The sequence below is a fragment of the Streptomyces sp. BB1-1-1 genome (assembly GCF_031597775.1).
In the GTDB taxonomy this organism is placed as follows: domain Bacteria; phylum Actinomycetota; class Actinomycetes; order Streptomycetales; family Streptomycetaceae; genus Streptomyces; species Streptomyces thinghirensis.
In genome coordinates this window covers 3083887-3098378 of sequence record NZ_CP134203.1, presented here as the reverse complement: position 1 = coordinate 3098378, position 14492 = coordinate 3083887, and the positions used below count along the sequence as shown (strand labels likewise).

General features: G+C 71.7%; 12 protein-coding genes. 7 read left to right on the top strand and 5 right to left on the bottom strand.

The genetic code is table 11. The features are described 5' to 3' along the window. Positions 1-82 precede the first annotated feature (82 nt). Together RI578_RS14140 and RI578_RS14135 are read right to left on the bottom strand one after the other, a co-directional pair. Positions 83-1303, bottom strand: a complete 1221-nt coding sequence (locus tag RI578_RS14140; protein ID WP_310871423.1) for a HAMP domain-containing sensor histidine kinase — start codon at positions 1301-1303, stop codon at positions 83-85. After that, positions 1300-1962 (bottom strand): response regulator transcription factor, encoded by a 663-nt coding sequence (locus tag RI578_RS14135; protein WP_310871422.1) that lies wholly within the window; start codon positions 1960-1962, stop codon positions 1300-1302. Before RI578_RS14135 ends, RI578_RS14140 begins: the two co-directional genes overlap by 4 nt. Before the next feature lie 188 nt (positions 1963-2150). Between RI578_RS14135 and RI578_RS14130 the strand changes: the two genes are divergently transcribed. The 3 genes from RI578_RS14130 (at position 2151) to RI578_RS14120 (ending at position 6685) form a co-directional block, all read left to right on the top strand. Further along, entirely contained in the window at positions 2151-3590 is a 1440-nt protein-coding gene (locus RI578_RS14130; protein WP_310871421.1) for an FtsX-like permease family protein, read from the top strand. Between the two features lies 1 nt (position 3591). Further along, a complete protein-coding gene (locus RI578_RS14125) occupies positions 3592-4311 on the top strand; it encodes an ABC transporter ATP-binding protein (RefSeq protein WP_310871420.1) in 720 nt (239 codons plus the stop codon). Between the two features lie 205 nt (positions 4312-4516). Further along, complete coding sequence (locus tag RI578_RS14120) at positions 4517-6685, top strand: SpoIIE family protein phosphatase (RefSeq protein ID WP_310871419.1); 2169 nt, start codon at positions 4517-4519, stop codon at positions 6683-6685. A 21-nt stretch (positions 6686-6706) separates the two neighbouring features. Here RI578_RS14120 and RI578_RS14115 read toward each other — a convergent pair whose 3' ends face one another. The 3 genes from RI578_RS14115 to RI578_RS14105 all read right to left on the bottom strand — a co-directional run bounded on the left by RI578_RS14115 (position 6707) and on the right by RI578_RS14105 (position 9465). Beyond that, on the bottom strand, positions 6707-7891 hold the full coding sequence (locus RI578_RS14115) for a type III polyketide synthase (protein WP_310871418.1): 1185 nt from the start codon (positions 7889-7891) through the stop codon (positions 6707-6709). Positions 7892-8184: 293 nt separating this feature from the next. Then, on the bottom strand, positions 8185-8676 hold the full coding sequence (locus tag RI578_RS14110; protein WP_310871417.1) for a DUF664 domain-containing protein: 492 nt from the start codon (positions 8674-8676) through the stop codon (positions 8185-8187). A gap of 162 nt (positions 8677-8838) precedes the next feature. Beyond that, complete coding sequence (locus tag RI578_RS14105) at positions 8839-9465, bottom strand: class I SAM-dependent methyltransferase (RefSeq protein ID WP_310871416.1); 627 nt, start codon at positions 9463-9465, stop codon at positions 8839-8841. Positions 9466-9619: 154 nt separating this feature from the next. Here RI578_RS14105 and RI578_RS14100 point away from each other — a divergent pair, with 154 nt between their 5' ends. From RI578_RS14100 to RI578_RS14085, 4 genes are all read left to right on the top strand, one after another. Continuing rightward, on the top strand, positions 9620-10192 hold the full coding sequence (locus RI578_RS14100; protein ID WP_310871415.1) for an XRE family transcriptional regulator: 573 nt from the start codon (positions 9620-9622) through the stop codon (positions 10190-10192). A 228-nt stretch (positions 10193-10420) separates the two neighbouring features. Beyond that, entirely contained in the window at positions 10421-12004 is a 1584-nt protein-coding gene (locus tag RI578_RS14095; protein ID WP_310871414.1) for a S8 family peptidase, read from the top strand. A 260-nt stretch (positions 12005-12264) separates the two neighbouring features. Beyond that, the gene (locus tag RI578_RS14090) at positions 12265-13461 is read left to right on the top strand and encodes a DUF4190 domain-containing protein (protein WP_310871413.1); all 1197 of its coding nucleotides are present in this window, start codon (positions 12265-12267) and stop codon (positions 13459-13461) included. A gap of 147 nt (positions 13462-13608) precedes the next feature. Continuing rightward, positions 13609-14361: a GntR family transcriptional regulator gene (locus RI578_RS14085; protein WP_310871412.1), complete on the top strand. Its 753-nt coding sequence runs from the start codon at positions 13609-13611 to the stop codon at positions 14359-14361. The last annotated feature ends 131 nt before the right edge of the window (positions 14362-14492 follow it).

Below are 14492 nucleotides of genomic sequence, written 5' to 3'. Positions count from 1 at the left end.
GGAGGTCGGAGCTGGGCGGCGACCGCGCCCGGATCGAGGACGTCCGAGCCGACGGACGCGGCGGCAGGGGTGTGCGGCCGGCTCAGCCGGCCGGCGCCTCCCGCCAGGCCGGCAGCTCGACCCGTAGGAAGAGGCCGCCGGTGGCCCTCGCCCGGGCCGTCACGGTGCCGTGGTGGCCGCGCACGATGGTCCGGACGATCGCGAGGCCCAGGCCGTGGCCGCTGCGGTCGCTGGCCACGCGGGGGCGGGCCCGGTAGAAGGGCTCGAAGAGGCGGTCCACCACCTCGGGGTCGACGGTCGGGCCCGTGTTGGTGACCTCCAGGACGATCGCGTCGGCCACGCGGTCGACCCGCACACCGACCGTCCCACCGGGCACGTTGTGCGTACGGGCGTTGTCGAGGAGGTTCACGACGAGCTGCCGCAACAGCGTCTCGCTGCCCTTGACGTCGCACGGTTCGAGGGTGTCGATCGTGACGGTGATCAGCACGTCGCCGGCGGCGGCCCGCTGCTCGGCGACGGCCTGTTCCGTCAGCTCGGCCATGTCCACCGGTTCGGTGTGGTGGGTCTCCTGCTCCGCCGCCGCGAGCCGCAGCAGCTCCCGCACGACCCGGATGTTGCGCTCGTTGGTCTCGCGCAGCATCGGCACCAGCTCGGCGAACTCCTCCTTCGACGTGTCACCGTCGGCCATCTGAAGAATCGCCCGGGTCGTCGCGAGCGGTGTGAGCAGCTCGTGCGAGGCGTTCGCGGCGAACCGCTGATGCGCCGCGAACGACTCCTCCAGGCGCCCCAACGTCGTGTCGAAGGTGTCGGCGAGCTGCTTCAACTCGTCATGCGGGCCTTGGGCGTCGATCCGGTACGTCAGGTCGCCCTCGCCGGCCTTGGCCGCCGCCCGACTGATGGTGTGCAGCGGTGCGAGCAGCCGTCGCGACAGGAGCCAGCCCGCGACCAGGCCGACGCCGAGTACCACGATCACGCCGCCGATGGAAACCGCGAGGACCGTCGCCCACACGTCCTCCTTGTCGCGGATCAGGCCGGACACGTCGATCGTGTCGCCCCGATCGAGGGGCGGCGCGTCCCGGAGGTCCGGCTCGTACCGCGGTGCGACGGAGGGCGGGCTCGCCTCGGTCTGCGGCACGACGATCGGCGTCGTGAAGTCGTACGTCGGCAGATAGCGGATCCCGACGTAGATGATCGCCACCATCAGCGCCGAGCAGGCCGTGAGCGCGGCGCCGAAGCCGAAGAAGAGCCGGGCGTGGATGCTCAGCGTGCGCGGCCGGCGCTCGCCGCCCCGGCGGCGCCTCACTTCGCGCCCAGGTAGTAGCCCGCGCTGATCGCGGTGTGCACGAGCCGCGGTTCGCCGAGCTTCTTGCGCAACGTGTGCACCACGAGCCGGACCGCGTTGGTGAGGGGGTCGGCGTGCGCGTCCCAGGCCTTGTCGAGCAGATACTCCGCGCTCAGGATGCCGCCGTCGGCGCGCATCAGCAGTTCCAGGACGGACATTTCCTTCGGCGTGAGTTTGATTTCCGCGCCGCGGCGCATCACCCGGCGTCTGTGCGTGTCGAAGGTCAGGTCGGCGAACGTCAGGACCGGGGAATGCGCCATGGGGCTGCGCCGGTACAGGGCGCGCAATCTGGCGACCAGTTCGGGAAAGTCGAAGGGCTTCGCGAGATAGTCGTCCGCGCCGAGGCCCAGCCCCTCCACCTTGTCGCCGAGCCGGCCCGCCGCCGTGAGCATCAGCACACGGCAGGCCAGGCCCATCCCGACGATGCGGCGGCACACCTCGTCGCCGTGCACACCCGGCAGGTCCCGGTCCAGGACCACGGCGTCGTAGTCGTACACCGTGACCCGCTCCAGGGCCGTCGCCCCGTCGTGGACGACGTCGACGGCGATGGCCTCGCGACGCAGCCCGAGTTCCAGGACGCGCGCCATGTACTGCTCGTCCTCGACCACCAAGACCCGCATCCGCGTCGGCCCTTTCACCATCGCTGAGAATTCCCTGAGAACGCGCGAGGCGGCCGAAGGTATTTCGGCCGTTCGCCGGCGTTTCCATCACGTCTACCAGATGCCGTATTTGATTCATGTATGAGGGTGCGTGCGAGCAGCGTTTTCGCAAACGTCGCTCAAAGCTCCGGCTTCATAGCGTGCCGTCCATGAACCTCTTCAAACGTGCCTGGTGGCGGCTGACCGGCGCTCCGGGCAAGACCCTCATGCTGGGCGGCCTCTTCTTCGTCATCTGCACCCTGGTGCTGTCCGGTTTCCTGATCCAGTCGGCGGCGGCGCGCGCGGCCGACAACGCCAAGAAGAGCGTCGGCGCGGTGGCCACGATGCAGCTCGACGTGAACGGGCTCATGGCATCCGGCAAGAACGACGGCCGTGAGCCGTCCGGCCAACAGGGCGGAACCATTGGGTCCGCCGGAGACCTCAAGCGCGACCTTGTCGACAGGATATGCGCGTCCTCCGTCGTCGCCGACTGCAATTACACGGCCGACGGCGCGGCTTTCCCGACCAAGTCGACCGAACTCCACCAGCCCGTTCCGCCGCCGGCCGGCCAGGACACCACCGGCACCGACCTGTTCAAGGTCGATGGTGTCCGCAAGCTCGACGAGGTGAGCGCCTTCCGCAACGGCGACTCCAAGGTGATCGCCGGCAAGGGCATCGGCCCCGACACCAAGAAGGACGAGATCGTCGTCGAGGAGCGGGTTGCCAAGGCCAACGGCTTGAAGGTCGGCGACACGGTCAAACTCAAGAAGGGCGACCTGAGCAACGGCATGCCGACCGAGGAGCACGACTTCACGGTCATCGGCATCTACAAGAACAGCACGGCCGACACGGGCCAGTACGTGCCCGCGATGATGGACCCGGCCAACCAGGTCTACACGAACATCGAGGGCGCCAGCCTGCTCGGCGGCAGGACGACCGACGGCGGCGGCACCCTCGAGTCGGCCACCTTCACGCTGGCCGACCCCGACGACCTGGACCGGCTCAAGGAAGACGCCGAGAAGGCGGGCGCCGATCTCCAGATCTTCCCGATCTCGGTCAACGACAAGCAGTACAAGGCGCTCGTCGGCCCCATCACCAAGACCGCGAGCTTCGCGACGGTCACCGTGTGGCTCGTCGCCGTCGCCGGCACGATCATCCTCGCCCTCGTCGTCGCCTCGAACCTGCGCGAGCGCCGCGGCGAGCTGGGCATCCTGCTCTCTCTCGGCGAGAGGAAGGCCAGGCTGCTCGGCCAGCACCTCGTCGAGGTCGTCGCCTGCGCCGTCGTCGCGATCGCGCTCGCCGGCCTGGGCAGCCAGTTCGTCTCCGAGGCGATCGGCAACAAGCTGCTCGCCGGCGAGGTCGACTCGGCCAACGAGGAAGCCGAGAACGAGAGCCTCCAACCCGACTACAGCGACCCCAGCGGCATGGGCAAGCAGGGCGACGGCCAGCCCGGCATCGACCCCATCGACTCGCTCGACGTGCGCCTCGGCCCGGCCGACATCGCCAAGGTCGGCGCCACCGGACTCGGCATCGCCGCCCTGGCCACCCTCGTCCCCGGCGCCCGCGTACTGCGCCTCAACCCGCGCGACATCCTCACGAAGGGCGACTGACGTGACCACCACTCCCACCACCCGTACGAACGCTCCCGGCGGCACGACCGCGCCGATCCTCGAGCTCACCGACGTGAGCCGCACGTTCAGCACCGGCAGCCGTCGTCGCGTCGTCCTCAAGTCCGTCTCGTACGCCTTCGAGGCCGGCCGCATGTACGCCGTCGTCGGCCCGTCCGGCTCCGGCAAGACGACGCTGCTGTCCCTGGCCAGCGGACTCGACGCGCCCACCTCCGGCAGCGTCCGCTTCAAGGGCCGCGACGTGGCCGAGCTGGGCCTGGGCACGTACCGCAACCGGCACGTGGCCACCGTGTTCCAGTCGCTGAACCTGCTCACCTACATGAACGCCGTCCAGAACGTGACCTCCGCCATGGAGATCACCGGGGTCAAGGGCGGCCGCAGGAAGCAGCGCGCCGGCGAACTGCTCGACCTCCTCGGCATCGAGCCCGGTGACCGCACCCGCCGCACCCTCCAGCTCTCCGGCGGACAGCAGCAGCGCGTGGCCATCGCCCGAGCGCTCGCCTGCGAGGTCGACGTCCTCTTCGCCGACGAGCCGACCGGTGCCCTCGACCACGAGACCGCCGCCGGCATCATCGAGGTCTTCCGGAAGCTGGCCCACGACGACGGCAAGTGCGTGATCGTCGTGACGCACTCCAGGGAGGTCGCCGCCGCCTGCGACGAGACGCTGATCCTGAAGCGGGGCAAGCTGACGCCGCAGGGCTGACACCGGAGACGGCAGGCGAGGCGGGGGGTCGGTGAGCGCCGTATTCCCTCATTGTCCCGGTTCACCGTGCTTTTCGCTGGTGTGGGCGAAGCGGGTCCGGGTGTTATTGAATGAGGTGTGCGGTCAGGAATCTCGGGGTCCCGTCGCACGGCTTCTGGTACGGCCCCGGCGCTGCCGGGGTTGGTGAGCGAGCTGAGAGAGCCGCATGGACTCCACACCCTCCCCCTCGTCCTCGTCCTCGTCGCCGTTCGACCTGGTCAGCAGTGCCTTGGGGAAGTACATCCCGCGCGGCGGAGCGGCAGCGGCCGCCGGTCCGGCCGACTCGCGGGGCGACCGCACCGCCCGCCCACCCGTACCCGCCGACCCGGCGGCCCGCCGTCAGGAGCAGATCCTCGGCGTGGTCAACCTGGACCGGGATCTCCGGATCACCCGCAGCAATCTGGACGCCCCCGTCTTCGCGGGGCTGGACGCCGCGACCGGGAGCCCGGTCGTCGATCTGCTGCCGCCCGGGGACGTACCGACGGTCACGCGCCGGTTGCGACAGGTTCTCGAGACCGGTGACGCGCACGTCGCCCGGGTCCAGCGCCTGCGGCGCAGCGACGGGTCGGAGCTGGTGGTCTCGATGAGCATCCTGCCCGCCGCGCCACCCCATGAGGGCCTGACCGTCTCCCTGATCGCCATGGCCAGGAGGCTGCACCTGTACGCCGCCGAGACCGCGATCGGCACCTCGCTGGACATCGGGGAGACCGCGCAGTCGCTGGCGGAGTCCCTGCTGGCCTGGGGAGACGTGGCCGCCATCGACCTCGACTTCGCCGTGTGGACGGGCGAGGGGGTCACCGATCAGGCGCCGGGGCGCATCCGGCTGCGGCGGGCGGCCCTGGTGCCGGACCGCGCGTGGCCCGAGGGATATCTGACTCCGGGCGACGATCTTCCCCGCGACGCGAGTCGCCTGCTGTCCCAAGCGATACGGCGTGACGACGCCGCCCAGGCCATCGTCATACCCGACCGGGAGGCGATCGAGCGGGTACTCGGCAGTCCGCGGCTGGTGCGTGCCCTGGTGCCCAGCGAGCGGTCGGCGGGTGTGGCGTGCATACCGCTGGTCCTGGAGGGCACGCCGCCCGTAGTACTGGGTGTGGCGGAGGTCTGGCGGCGGGCGGACCGTCCCTTTTACGACAGCGAGCTGTTCGACCTGCAGGAACTGGTGGCCAGGACCTCCCATCACGTCGACCTGGCCCGTCAGCACCAGCGTGAGCACACGCAGGTGCTGGCGTTGCAGCGCCGTCTGCTGCCGCGCACCGGCGGCGACACCATCGAGACCGCCAGCGTCTACCAGCCCGCCACCCCCGACAGCGCGGGCGTCGGCGGTGACTGGGTGAACAGCTTTCCGCTGCCGGACGGCCGTACCGCGCTGGTGGTCGGTGACGTCGTCGGGCACGGTCTGGGAGCCGCGGCGACCATGGGCCAGCTGAGCATGGAGGCCCGCGCGCTGCTGTCCGCGGGGCTGGCGCCCGACGAGGTGCTGGAGCACCTGGACGAGACGGTGTCGCTGTTGGACGACGCGGAGTCCGGGCTGGCGGCCGGCTACAGCGCCCTCGGGTCGACCTGCTGCATCGCCGTCTACGATCCGGTCAGCCACCACGTGGCGCTGGCCAGCGCCGGCCACCTCCCCCCGGTACTGGTGCCCCCGGACGGGCGCTCCGGCCCGCTCGCGGTCCACCCCCACCCCGGCCTGGGCGCCGAGTTCGCGCTGCGGGAACCGTTCGACGTGCACACGTTCGCCGTACCCCCGGGTTCCCTGCTCGCCCTCTACACCGACGGCCTGGTGGAGGATCCCGCCCTATCGATCGACGAGGGCATCGGCAGGCTGGCGGACGCCGTGGCCGCGGTGCACCCCTGGGACGGCCTGCAGGCGGCTGCCCGGCACGTGGTCTCCGGGCTGGCGCCCGTGCGCCGGCGTGATGACGTGACCCTGCTGCTCGCGCGCATGATCGGCTACCGCAAGGGGGACACCGCGACCTGGCGGCTGCCCGCCCGCGACGACGCGGCCGCCCGGGCCCGCACGCTGGTCTCCGCGTTGCTGCGGCAATGGCGCAGCAGGGACGACACCCGGGACAGCGTGCTGCTCCTGGTCAGCGAGCTGGTCACCAACGCGGTCCGCTTCGCCGGCGGACCCATCACGGTGCGGCTGATCAGGGCCGGTCACGACCTGCTGTGCGAGGTGGGGGACACCGGCAACGGCAGGCCGAGACTGGGCCCGTGCGGGCTCTTCGACGACGGTGGTCGCGGCCTGCACGTGGTGCACCGACTCACCACCGGGTGGGGGGTGCGCTGGACGGACAACGGCAAGGTGGTCTGGGCGAAGGTCGCGAGGTGACGCGACCGTGGGGCCGGCGTGCTACAGCCACTCGCCTTCCAGGGCGGTGGCCGTGAGGCCCGGGGCCGCCGCGTAGAGCACGGCACGGTCGCCCGGCTTCTGCCCGGCGTCGTGCGCCCTGCGCATGATGTCGAACACGGCGGCACCTCCGCGGTTGCCGCTGGTATAGCTGTCCCGGCTGTAGTCCAGCAGCCCCGACGGCCACGTGTCGGGCATCGTCTGCTCCATGTACTCCAGCACCCGCGTCCCGCCGGGGTGCGCGAGCAGAACGTCGGGGTGCCAGGAGTCGGGGTCGTCCTGGTAGCGCAGGCGCAGCCACTCCCACATCGCGGTCACCGTCTCCTGTACGGCGCGCGGCCCGCGCCGGTCCATCACGAAGTGGGTGCCGTCCGACCGGGTGTCCAGGCGGTGCAGGTCCTGGGTGCCCGGCAGGGTGTGGTGCCAGGCGGTGTCCAGCCGCAGCACCGACTCGGGCCTCGGGCGGCCCGTGACCACCGTGGCGACCGCGGTGTCCGCGAACAGCAGCCGGACGATCAGGGACTCCAGAGTGTCGTCCGCGGGCTGGTACGTCGTGCTGAGCGCCTCCGCGATCACGACCAGGACCACCCGGTCGGGGTCCGCGGCCACGAGGTCGGCCGCCAACGCCAGGGAGCGGGTCCCGGCCACGCAGGCCCACTGCGTGGCCGGCAGCAGCATCACGTCGTTGCGGAGCGGAAGCCTGTTGGCCAGTGCGACGTCCAGACCCGGCAGCGCCGGGGTGGTGGAGTGACTGGTTATCAGACAGTCGACGTCCGAGGCGTCCAGTCCGGCGATCTGCAGGGCCCCGCGCGCCGCGCGCTCCCCGTAGGCCTGCACGGCCTCCCAGGCCGGCGCGGTGCGCTCCTGGACGGTCTGCGGTGCGGGTATCGACTCCAGGGCGGCGACCGCGCGGTCCACGTCCTGCTCGGTGAACCCGTCGCGGGCCAGCGCCTCTCGGGCCGCCCCGATGCCGCCGGCCACCAGGCCGTTCCCGTCGCCGGGTGCGACGGCGGTCTCCAGCGGCAGCATCCACCCGCGGGTCTCGATGCCCGTACTGGCCGCGATGCCGTCGATCCGGGGCGCCCACGCCGCGTGCGGGTGCCGGCTGCGTACTTCCGCCACGATCTGATCGGTCTCTACGGTGTGCTCGCCGTGTATCACGGCGGGAGGGCACAGGTAAGCGGCCACGGTTCGCGCCTTTCTGCGGGGAACAGGGGAGGACGTCAGGAGTGCCTGGGGACGGGGTACTTGGCACTTCGCACCCGGGAAGATCCGGGAACGTCCGGGAAAACGCCGCTGCGCTCTGCTTCGGGCGTCGGCATCCGTTCCGAGCATGGACGCTAAAGGGACATTTCCGCTGTGATGCAGGCAACTTGGACGGCCTTTGGGTGCGTGACACGGCACACACTCACGGCGAGAAGGTCCCGGCGCGCTTCGGCCGACCCGCTCTGACGCGCCGTCAACCGGAGGTCCGGGCGGGGTCAGCGCCCTGTCGTGCCGTCGATCAGCTCGCGGAGGATGTCCGCGTGACCGGCGTGGCGGCCGGTCTCCTCGATCAGGTGGGTGAGGGCCCAGCGGACACTGGGCGCGGGACGGCCCGGCCGCGGCCGGGGGACCGGCTCGCCGAGATCCGTGCACTCGTCGAGAACGGCGTTCGCACGCTCGACGGTCTCCCGGTAGCGGGCGACGACGTCGGCGACGCGGTCCTCCGGTGCGGCGTGGAAGGTCGCCTGCCAGTCGCTGACCTGCTCGCCCAGGAAGATCGCACGCTCGACGAGGGTCAGGTGGTTGAGCAGGCCGAGCAGGTTCGTGCCCGAGGGGACCTGGGCCGTGCGGACCCGCGGCTCGGGGGCACCGTCGACCTTGGCGGCCATCGAGGTCCGCAGGTAGTCGAGGAATCCGCGCAGGACCTGGGCCTCGCTGCTTCCGGTGCGGGGCGGAGGGGTGTCCCTGCGGCGGGCTGAGGTGGGCATGGTGGCCTCCTTCGTCGGGCATCGGGCGTCGGGCGTCGGGCGTCGGGCGTCGGGCGTCGGGCGTCGGGCGTTGGGGGCGGGGAGCGGGGAGCGGGGATCGGGTCTGTCGGATCGGGTCTGGGGGGGGGCGGGGGCTGGCGGATCGGGTCTCGGGTCGGCCGGTCAGGCGGTGCGGCGGACGAGCAGGACGTGGTCGACGACCTCGGCGGTGCGCCCGCCCGGGCCGGTCGCGATCCGGCGGGGCGCGTCGGCCCGCTCGACCGTCCAGGTCGCCGGGTCCAGGCCGATGCCCGCCGCGACCTCCCGCGGGGACGGGTACCGGACGTCGGCATCCTGGTTCCACGACCACGGCGCGGTGGAGCCGTGGTCGACGACCAGCAGCCGCCCGCCCGGGCGCAGCGCGTGCGCGGCCGTGCGCAGGACCGCCGCCCGGTCCAGGTCGAAGGGGGTGTGGAGGTAGTGGGCGGAGACCAGATCGAACCGGCCCTCGGGGAAGGACGCGCGCAGGTCGTGCTGCTCGGCGGTGACCAGGCCGCCGAGGCCGAGTGAGCGGGCGTGGCCGGCGAGTCGCTCGGCCGCCACGGCCGAGATGTCGACGGCGGTGACCCGCCATCCCCGGCGGGCGAGCCACAGTGAGTCGCCGCCGTCGCCGCATCCGAGGTCGAGCGCGTCGCCGGGGGGCAGGACGGTGACCGTCTCGACGAGACGGCCGTTCGGCCGCGGGTCGGTGGCCGACGGCCGGCCGGCGTAGACGCCGTCCCAGAACGTGACCGCATCGGTGCCGCTCATCGAAGCTCCTTCGTGTGTCGGGATTTCCTGTTGGGACCGCATGCCGGGATTCCCTGCCGGAATCCGTGCCGGCATTGCCTGTCGGAACGCCGCCAGTCTCACCGGACGCCGCGCGAACCGGCACGGAAACTTGCCGTTGTGGCAAGGTGGCCCGATGGACGGCGGAACGGAAGACGTACTCGGCGCGGTGGGCCCGCGGCTGCGTGCGCTGCGGCGCGACCGCGGCATCACCCTCGCCGACCTCTCGGCGGTCACCGGGGTGTCGGAGAGCACGCTGTCCCGGCTGGAGAGCGGGCAGCGCCGGGCGACCCTGGAGCTGCTGCTGCCGCTCGCCCGGATCTACGACGTTCCGCTGGACGACCTCGTCGGTGCCCCGCGCACGGGCGACCCCCGCATTCACCTGAAGCCGATCCGGCGGTTCGGGATGGTCTTCGTGCCGCTGTCCCGGCGGCCGGGCGGGACCCAGGCCTTCAAAATGATCATCCCGAGCCGCCCCGGCCCTCTCGAACCGACCCCGCAGACGCACGAGGGCTTCGAATGGCTCTACGTGCTGGGCGGCCGGCTGCGGCTGGTGGTCGGCGAGCGCGACCTGACGCTGGCGCCCGGTGAGGCCGCCGAGTTCGACACGTCCCTGCCGCACTGGCTGGGCAGTGCCGACGGCGGCGCGGTCGAGCTGCTCGTCCTGTTCGGCCTGCAAGGGGTGCGCGCGCACGTACGTACCGGCTGAACGACGGTTCAGGAAGCGAATCGGGAGGCAAGTCGCTCAAACGGCACGGGGGTCCGCACATCCGTGCAGCACTCTTGTGTAATTCCTCTGGAAGCCTCAATCTTTCGGCTGACGCACCAAAGTCGCCCCCGGATTGACATGACCATGACCCGATGGTCGTCACTGAGGGCGGCCTGCTCGGCGTGCACGAACCCCACCACGCACCACCGACTGAGGAGGACCCCTCACATGGCAGTGCTGCGTCACCACCCCCACCGCACCACCCGGCGAAGACTGGCCGCCGTCAGCGCCGCGGCCACCGCGGCCCTCGCCGCGAGCCTCGTCTCCGCGCTCCCCGCCACCGCGGCGGAGGGCCACATCCAGTACGAGGACGCGGCGAACGCGGTCGCCGGCAGCTACATAGTGACCTTGAAGGCGGACGAGGCGAGATCCGGCTCCGCCGAGGGCCGCGCTCTGGCGAAGAAGTACGGCGCCGACATCGAGCGCACGTACACCAAGGCCCTCAACGGCTACGCGGTCGAGGCGTCCGAGACCGAGGCGAAACGTCTCGCCGCCGACCCGGCCGTCGCCTCCGTCGTCCAGAACCGGACCTTCCACGCCACCGGCACCCAGCCCAACCCGCCGTCCTGGGGCCTGGACCGCATCGACCAGCGGAACCGCCCGCTGGACAGCTCGTACACCTATCCGGACAGCGCCGGACAGGGCGTGACGGCGTACGTCATCGACACCGGCGTCCGCATCACCCACAACGACTTCGGCGGCCGCGCCTCCTACGGCTACGACGCCATCGACAACGACAACACCGCCCAGGACGGCCACGGCCACGGCACCCACGTCGCCGGAACCGTCGGCGGCGGCGCCTACGGCGTCGCCAAGCAGGCGAAGATCGTCGGCGTCCGCGTGCTCGACAACTCCGGCTCCGGCACCACCGCGCAGGTCGTCGCCGGCATCGACTGGGTCGCCCGCAACGCGGTCAAGCCGGCCGTCGCCAACATGTCCCTCGGCGGCGGCGCCGACAGCGCACTGGACACGGCCGTGCGCAACGCCATCGCCTCCGGCATCACCTTCGCCGTCGCGGCCGGCAACGAGTCCACCAACGCCTCCACCAAGTCCCCGGCCCGGGTGACGGAGGCGATCACGGTCGGCGCCACCACGTCGAGCGACGCCCGCGCGAGCTACTCCAACTACGGCTCGGTCCTGGACCTGTTCGCGCCCGGCTCGTCCATCACCTCGGCCTGGAACAGCGGCGACTCGGCCACCAACACCATCTCCGGTACGTCCATGGCGAGCCCGCACGTCGCCGGGGCGGCCGCGCTGTACCTGGCCGACAACCCCACGGCCACCCCCTCCCAGGTCGCCTCCGCGCTGACGTCCACCGCCACCAGCGGCGTCGTCTCGAACCCGGGCAGCGGCTCGCCCAACCGCCTGCTGTACGTCGGCGACGGCGACACCACGCCCCCGCCGACCGGCGACCGCTTCGAGAACACCGGCGACTACACCATCCGGGACAACGCCACCGTCGAGTCCCCGGTGACCGTCACCGGCGTCTCGGGCAACGCGCCCTCGTCCCTGGCCGTCGACGTGAACATCGTCCACAGCTACATCGGTGACCTCCAGGTCCAGCTGGTCGCCCCGGACGGCACGGCGTACACGCTGAAGTCGTACGGCACCGGCGGCAGCGCGAACGACATCAACACCACGTACACCGTGAACGCCTCCTCGGAGACCGCCAACGGCACGTGGAAGCTGCGGGTCAGCGACAACGCGTCCTGGGACACCGGGCGTATCGACGCCTGGGCCCTGCAGTTCTGACACGCCCCTCAGTCTGACGACACCTCAGTGAAGAACCTCGCCCTCGCGGTGCGGCTCCGGGTCGACGACCCAGCCCGCCACGAGGGCGAGCCACGTGTGCCGGTGACCCCACGTCGCCCGTGAGCACCCACCTCGGAGAAGACCGTGCCGCCGCGCGCGCTTACCATGCGCTCAGTGATCGGCCGGCCGTCCGTCGGGACCGGTCGCCCCCAGTCCCGCGGCGTCTTCGCGTCTCCGCCCGAAACAGGAGCACGGTACACGTGTCCATACCGCCGCCGCCCGGCCCTCAAGGGCCCTACAACCAGGGGCAGTACCCGCCCGGGCCGCACTCGCCGGGTCAGTATCCGCCGGGGGCCTACCCGCCGCAGCAGCCGTATCCCGGCGGCTGGGGTCAGCCCTACGGGGCGTACCCGCGGCAGCCTCCCGTCAACGGTGTGGCGATCGCCGCGTTCGTGCTCGGCGTCCTGTGCTTCGTGCCGGCGGTCGGGCTCGTGCTGGGGCTGATCGCGCTGGCCCAGATCAGGCGGCGGGGCGAGCGGGGCAAGGGGTTCGCCGTGGCGGGTTCCGTGCTGTCGTCCGTGGGGCTGGCACTGTGGGTGGTGTCGCTCTCCACGGGCGCCGCCGGGGAGTTCTGGGAGGGCTTCCGGGACGCCGCGCGCGGCGAGGGCACCGCCTACTCGCTCGAGAAGGGCCAGTGCTTCACCACCCCCAGCGGATCCCTGCAGGGGGTGACGTACGACGTCGACGAGGTGCCCTGCGAGGAGGAGCACGACGGCGAGGTGTTCGCCGCCTTCGAGCTGCCGGGCGGCACCTTCCCGGGCGACGGGGAGATCACCCGGGCCGCCGACGAGCGGTGCTACGCCCTCCAGGACACGTACGCCATGGACCGGTGGGCCCTGCCGGCCGACGTCGACGTGTACTACCTGACCCCGACCTCGCAGAGCTGGCGCACGGGCGACCGCGAGATCACCTGCCTGTTCGGGAACACGGACGAGCGGGGCACACTGACCGGCTCGCTGCGCAGGGACGGCACCGGGCTCGACCCGGGCCAGCACACCTACCTGGTGGCGGAGGGCTTCCTCAACCGGGCCATGGACGAGATGCCGGTGGCGGAGACCGTCGAGGAGGACCTCGCCGGGTACCAGGTGTGGGCGGGGCGGATGTCGCAGGCGCTCGTCCGGGAGACCGGGATGCTGCGCGGACACAGCTGGCCCGACGACGCCGAGCGGCCGGTCGCCGACCTGGTCGAGGACCTGGAGACGGCGCGGGAGGAGTGGGATCTGGCGGCCGAGGCGGCCGACGTCGACACGTACTACCTGCACCTCGACGAGGCCTTCGCGCTCATCGAGGCCGACTCGACGGTCACCGCCCGCAAGGCTCTGGGGCTGGATACCACGCCGCCGGTGTACGAGGAGAGCGGTGGCGGCGGGGGAGAGAGCCCCGGCAAGGAGGTGTGACGGCGGCTATAGCGGGGAGAAAGTGCCTGCGTAAAGCCCTCCGACGATACAAGTCATCACATCGAGTGATTCTTTGGCCTTTGCTTGCCTGGCACAACCTACGGTTGCCACGCTGTTGCTGTCTGTACAACCTGATGGGAGCGGCCAGTGACATTCGGTGAGCAGCCGGCGTATCTGCGTGTCGCGGGTGATCTCCGCAAGAAGATCGCCGACGGCCTGCTGCCGCCCCACACCCGCCTCCCGTCCCAGGCGCGGATCCGCGAGGAGTACGGCGTCTCGGACACCGTCGCCCTCGAGGCGCGCAAGGTGCTGATGGCCGAGGGGCTGGTCGAGGGCCGCTCCGGTTCCGGGACGTATGTGCGCGAGCGGCCGGTGCCCCGGCGCATCGCCCGCTCCGGGTACCGGCCGGCCGGCGGCGCCACGCCCTTCCGGCAGGAGCAGGCCGACGCCGGGGCGCGCGGCACCTGGGAGTCGCGCAGCGAGCAGGCCGAGGCGAGCGGCGCCGTCGCCGAACGGCTCGGGATCAAGCCCGGGGACCGGGTGATGTGCACCCGGTACGTCTTCCGGGAGGGCGGCGAGGCCATGATGCTCTCCACCTCCTGGGAGCCGCTGGACCTCATCGGCCGGACGCCGGTGATGCTGCCCGAGGAGGGCCCGCTCGGCGGCATGGGTGTCGTGGAGCGGATGGCCGCCATCGACGTGGTCGTCGACAACGTCACCGAGGAGGTCGGCGCCCGCCCCGGCCTCGCCGAGGAACTGCTCGCCCTCGGGGGTGTGCCGGGGCACGTGGTCCTGGTCATCCAGCGCACGTTCTACGCCTCGGGCCGGGCGGTGGAGACGGCCGACGTGGTCGTTCCGGCCGACCGCTACCGGGTGGCGTACCACCTGCCCGTCAAGTAGCGGCGGCGCCGGGGGAGTTCACGCGCCCGCCGGTGGTGTGAGATGGCGCACGCCTCTCGTGCGCCTCCCGCGCCCCTTTTCTTCGCTCGCACTGGTGTCCGTGCTTCATGGCGCCGTCCGCGCGTTGCCGG